This is a genomic window from Streptomyces sp. MK37H (assembly GCF_018035285.1).
GTDB classification, from domain to species: Bacteria; Actinomycetota; Actinomycetes; order Streptomycetales; family Streptomycetaceae; genus Streptomyces; species Streptomyces endocoffeicus.
The window spans coordinates 1-4,985 of record NZ_JAAAYH010000546.1 but is presented as its reverse complement, the minus strand read 5'-3'; the positions used below and the strand labels follow the sequence as shown (position 1 = coordinate 4,985).

Below are 4,985 nucleotides of genomic sequence, written 5' to 3'. Positions count from 1 at the left end.
TCGGGTACTGCCGAGTGCTCTCCGCCCCGCGCGACTGGGCGAACTCGTCTTGTACGCCCTGCCAGACCCGGTCCAGATCCAGCGCCGCCCCTGCCGTACCCGCCGCTTCCAGCTGCCGCAGCAGAACCGAGGTGAAGCGCCCGGTGCCCGCCCGCTCCATGGCGGCGGCGCCCGCCTGGCAGGCCCGCATCCAGAAGACCGGCCGGTCGGGTCGGATCTGGGCCGCGTTGGTGAGCGGCTGCGGGATGTCTGCCAGTTCATGGGTGCCGCCGGGAAGGGCCTCCCGGCAGGCGTCGATGACCACGGTGACCCGGTCCACTCCGTCCCAGGGCAGGTGGTCGGTGCGCACCAGATCGACCAGACTGTCGGCGTCCAGCCCCTGGAGGTCGGTGTCGGAGGTCTCGGGGTACAGCAGGCTCCAGCGGCCGCCCGCTGCCTGCACCCCGTGCCCGGCCCAGTAAATCCACAGCCAGTCGCCGTCGATGTCGCGCAGCCCCTCCCGGAAGACCTTGCGCACATCGGCGCGCTCCGCCGGGCGGTAATCGGGGTGCACCGCCTCCAGGGCCGCCCTGTTGCGCTCCATGGGCGAGGCAAGTAACTGGATGTTCTCCGGCGGCACGCCCCGCCCGGTCAGCCACTTCCGCATGCCGATGGCGTCCCGCACCGGGCCGTCGAGGTTCAGGTCGTCGCTGCCGTTGTACCGCTCGACCGCCACGATCACGGCGTGGGTGCGGCGCCAGTCGTGCTCCACCGCTGTCACTTCGGCAGCTCCGGGGCCAGCAGGTCGTACAGCCGCTGGTGGACGAAGTACGAGGTGTGGGCGCGAGGGAAGGGCTGGCGGGTGTTGACGCGCAGATCGGTGACCCGGCCGGGGAAGACCTTCTCCCCGACGAAGCCGAGCAGATCCCGCTCGTCGTAGACGTTGATCCAGCGAGGGAAGGCGCCGGGCAGCGGTTCGTCGCGGCGCAGCGCGGTGAGCGCGTCCAACTCGTAGAGGAACGGCGCCTGGGAGCCGACCGTCACCAGCAGTTCCACCTCGGGCGGCTCCTCCGTGGGATCGGCGAGCAGATCGACACAGGCGATACCGCCGAGGCTGTGGGCGAGCAGCACCACCGGGCCGTTCCCCGACTCGATCTCATCGCGCACCGCCGCCCGGATCGCGGCGCGCACCCCGGCGCCGCGCACCTGGTAGCGGAGGATGTCGCCACTGGCCGGGACGGATCCCTTGGTGATGCCGCCACGGAAGGTGTGGGCCAGCGAGGACAACGGCGAGAGGTAGGAGTTGAGCGCCCGTACGGCGACGCCCTTCGCGGCACCGGCGACGAATCCGCCCCGCCCGGCGCCGCCCAGCTGATCGGTGAGCGCGCCGACGACGGTGTCGCGGTCGGCGCCGTCCACCTCGAGCGGCTCCTCGTCGCCGTGCGGGCCCTCGGCCCGCTGGACGGCCAGGGCGTACACGGCACGGGCCGCGATGGGCTCGATGCCGTCGGCGGGCGGAGTGCCGCCCAGGGTGCGGGAGATCTCCTGGGCGACGCGGCCACCGGCCGGGCCGAGGTGCGGCGCGAGGTCGGCCACCAGCTCGTCCAGGCTGTCCCCGCCACCGGTCAGCGCCTCCAGGCTCAGCCCGCGCGCCTTGTCGGCCATGACCTGCCAGGGGTCCTGACGGCCGGGGGCGAAACCGGCCCGCGCGCCTCCGCCGCGCCGCGCCTTCGCCGCCTGCGCGAACTCCCGCAGCTCCGCGAGCGGATCCACCTCCAGCAGTGCCCATACGGCCAGCGGATCGTCCTCGTCCAGCGCGCCGTCACCGCCGACGCCGCGGTTCTTGGTGCGCACCGGGAGCGACGCCCCGCCGAGCCCCAGCGAGGCTCCGTGCTCCTCGCCCCAGAAGCAGCGGGCGACCGGGATATCGGCTCTCACCCGCCCCAGGCCGCTCACGACCCGCGCGAAGCTCTTCTCGTACGACTTGGCCCGGACCCCCGTGCCGTGGACGAAGACGACGCTTGTCACCGATCCCCCCAGATCGTCCAGATCCCACCGCGACCACGAGCCCATCACTTTAACCGGTGATGACCCCATGTGACCCCCGGACTACCGGGCTCGCCCCTGGTCCATCCGGCTTACGGCCCCTACCCGGCTCACGCCCCGGACTACCCGGCTCAGCCGCCCGAGGTGTCGAGCTCCGCGTCCGCGCCGACGCCCGCGCGGTCGTACGGGTCGTCCAGCCAGCCGTCGGGCAGCACCACGCGGTTGCGGCCGGAGGTGCGGCCGCGCGGGCCGTCGGCGCCGGGGGGCCACTCCTGGTCCAGGTCCAGCTCCGCCAGCAGGGTGTCCAGCTCGGCGAGGGACGAGGTGATGGCCAGCCGCTTGCGCATCTCCGAGCCCACCGAGAAGCCCTTGGTGTACCAGGCGACGTGCTTACGGAAGTCGATCACGCCGCGCTCCTCGTCCTCCAGCCACTCGGCGAGCAGCTCGGCGTGGCGGCGCATCACGGCCGCGACCTCCTTGAGCGTCGGCCGCGCGTACACCGGCGCCCCGGGGCCGGATACCGACGCCCCGTCGCCCGGTTCGAACGCGGCCACCAGGTCGCCGAAGAGCCAGGGCCGCCCCAGGCAGCCGCGCCCCACGACCACGCCGTCACAGCCCGTTTCGCGCATCATCCGGACCGCGTCGTCGGCGGACCAGATGTCGCCGTTGCCCAGCACCGGGATCTCGGGGACGGCCTCCTTCAGCCGGGCGATCGCCTCCCAGTCGGCGGTGCCGCCGTAGTGCTGGGCCGCGGTGCGGCCGTGCAGGGCGATCGCGGTCACGCCCTCCTCGACGGCGATCCGGCCCGCGTCGAGGTAGGTGATGTGGTCGTCGTCGATGCCCTTGCGCATCTTCATGGTCACCGGCAGCGGGCCCGCGGCGGTCACGGCCTCGCGCAGGATCGAGCGCAGCAGATGCCGCTTGTACGGGAGCGCCGAGCCGCCGCCCTTACGGGTCACCTTGGGCACCGGGCAGCCGAAGTTGAGGTCGATATGGTCGGCGAGATCCTCGTCCACGATCATCTGGACGGCCTTGCCGACGGTCACCGGGTCCACCCCGTACAGCTGGATGGAGCGCGGCTTCTCGGTGCCGTCGAAGTGGATCAGCCGCATCGTCTTGGCGTCCCGCTCCACCAGCGCCCGGGTGGTGATCATCTCGCTGACGAACAGCCCCTTGCCACCCGAGAACTCCCTGCACAGGGTGCGGAACGGGGCGTTGGTGATCCCGGCCATCGGTGCCAGAACGACCGGCGGCTGGACCCTATGGGGTCCGATCCGCAGCTGCGTCCGCTCCGTGTGCGGCGTCTGCGGCGATTGCGTCATGGGATCAGCTTTCTCGTGCGTACTACGGTGAGAGGGCGGGGCCGATCTCTTATTGTCCCGCACCCGCGAGAGGGAACTTGTCCCGCACCCGCGAGAGGGATCGACAGGGCGGCGATGACCGCCGCACCGACGGTATCGATGTAGCGTTCAACCATGCGTGAGCTCAGCCATCGGCGGCGCATGCTTGTGCTGGCGATCTGCTGCATGAGCCTGCTGCTCGTCAGCCTCGACAACACGGTTCTCAATGTCGCGCTGCCCTCGATACGGAGTGATCTGCACGCCTCCGTCTCGGGGATGCAGTGGACGATCGACGCCTACACCCTGGTCCTCGCCGCCCTGCTGATGCTCTCGGGGTCGACGGCCGACCGGGTGGGACGCAAGCGCACCTTCCAGACCGGGCTGGTGATCTTCACCCTCGGCTCGGGACTGTGCAGCCTCGCACCCAATCTGGAAACGCTGATCCTCTTCCGCATGGTGCAGGCGATCGGCGGTTCGATGCTCAACCCCGTCGCCATGTCGATCATCACCAACGTCTTCACCGAGCCCAGGGAGCGGGCCCGCGCCATCGGGGCCTGGGGCGGGGTCGTCGGCATCAGCATGGCGGCCGGGCCGATCGTGGGCGGACTGCTGGTGGAGTCCGTCGGCTGGCGCTCGATCTTCTGGATGAACATTCCGGTCGGGCTCGCGGCGCTGCTCCTCACCGCCCGTTACGTCCCCGAGTCGCGTGCCCCCCGGCCGCGCCGGGTCGACCCCGTAGGCCAGCTGCTGGTCATCGCGGTGCTGGGCACCCTCACGTTCGCGATCATCGAGGCGCCGGACCGCGGCTGGGACTCGCCGCTGATCGCGACCTGTGCGGGGATCGCCGCCCTGGGGCTGCTCACGCTGATCCGCTACGAGCGGCGGCGTGAGGAACCGCTGATCGATGTGCGGTTCTTCCACAGCGCGCCGTTCAGCGGGGCCACGGTCGTCGCGGTGTGCGCCTTCGCGGCGCTCGGCGGCTATCTCTTCATGAACACGCTCTATCTCCAGGACGTGCGCGGGCTCAACGCGCTGCACGCCGGGCTGTGGATGCTGCCCATGGCGTTCATGTGCTTCGTCTGCGCGCCGCTGTCCGGGCGGCTGGTGGGCGCCCGCGGGCCACGGCCGTCGATGCTGGTGGCCGGGGTGGCCATAACGGCCAGCGGGCTCCTGTTCGCCGTCTTCGACGTCCAGGCGAGCGATGCGGGGCTGCTGATCGGCTATGTGCTGTTCGGCCTCGGCTTCGGCATGGTCAACGCGCCCATCACCAATACGGCGGTCTCCGGGATGCCCCGCTCCCAGGCCGGGGTCGCCGCGGCCGTCGCCTCCACCAGCCGTCAGGTGGGCCAGTCGCTCGGTGTCGCGGTCATCGGCGCGGTGCTGGCGGCGGGCGCCGCGTCGGCGGCGGCGGGCGGGATGGGGCACGCCGCCTCGTCCGCGGCCGCCGCGTCGTTCGTGGACGCGGCCCGTCCCGCGTGGTGGATCATCGCCGCGTGCGGTGCCGTCATCCTGCTGCTGGGGCTGGTGACCACGGGCCACTGGGCCGAGAAGACGACCCGGCACGCGGCCGCGCTGTTCGAGGAGGGCAAGCCGACGGGGCAGACCTCGGCGAACGCCAAG

The 4,985-nt window shown here is 71.7% G+C and carries 4 protein-coding genes; 1 reads left to right on the top strand and 3 read right to left on the bottom strand.

All coding sequences use genetic code 11. From position 1 onward, the window contains the following. The 3 genes from GWI24_RS40205 to dusB form a co-directional block, all read right to left on the bottom strand. Positions 1–760 (bottom strand): caspase family protein (locus GWI24_RS40205; RefSeq protein ID WP_210950971.1); only part of this gene is annotated, 760 nt, incomplete at its 3' end. Further along, positions 757–2,007, bottom strand: coding sequence for a hypothetical protein (locus GWI24_RS40200; protein WP_210950970.1), 1,251 nt, complete (start codon positions 2,005–2,007; stop codon positions 757–759). The genes GWI24_RS40200 and GWI24_RS40205, both read right to left, overlap by 4 nt. Before the next feature lie 149 nt (positions 2,008–2,156). Beyond that, on the bottom strand, positions 2,157–3,347 hold the full coding sequence (gene dusB, locus GWI24_RS40195) for a tRNA dihydrouridine synthase DusB (RefSeq protein ID WP_210950969.1): 1,191 nt from the start codon (positions 3,345–3,347) through the stop codon (positions 2,157–2,159). Positions 3,348–3,500: 153 nt separating this feature from the next. On the opposite strand from dusB, the gene GWI24_RS40190 reads away from it, so the two are divergent. Further along, positions 3,501–4,985, top strand: a 1,485-nt coding sequence (locus tag GWI24_RS40190; protein WP_247617556.1) for an MFS transporter, incomplete at its 3' end; no start/stop codon positions are given.

Coding starts and splice junctions, on each gene's coding strand:
- dusB (WP_210950969.1), bottom strand. CDS start 3,347: ATGACGCAATCGCCGCAGACGCCGCACACGGAGCGGACGCAGCTGCGG.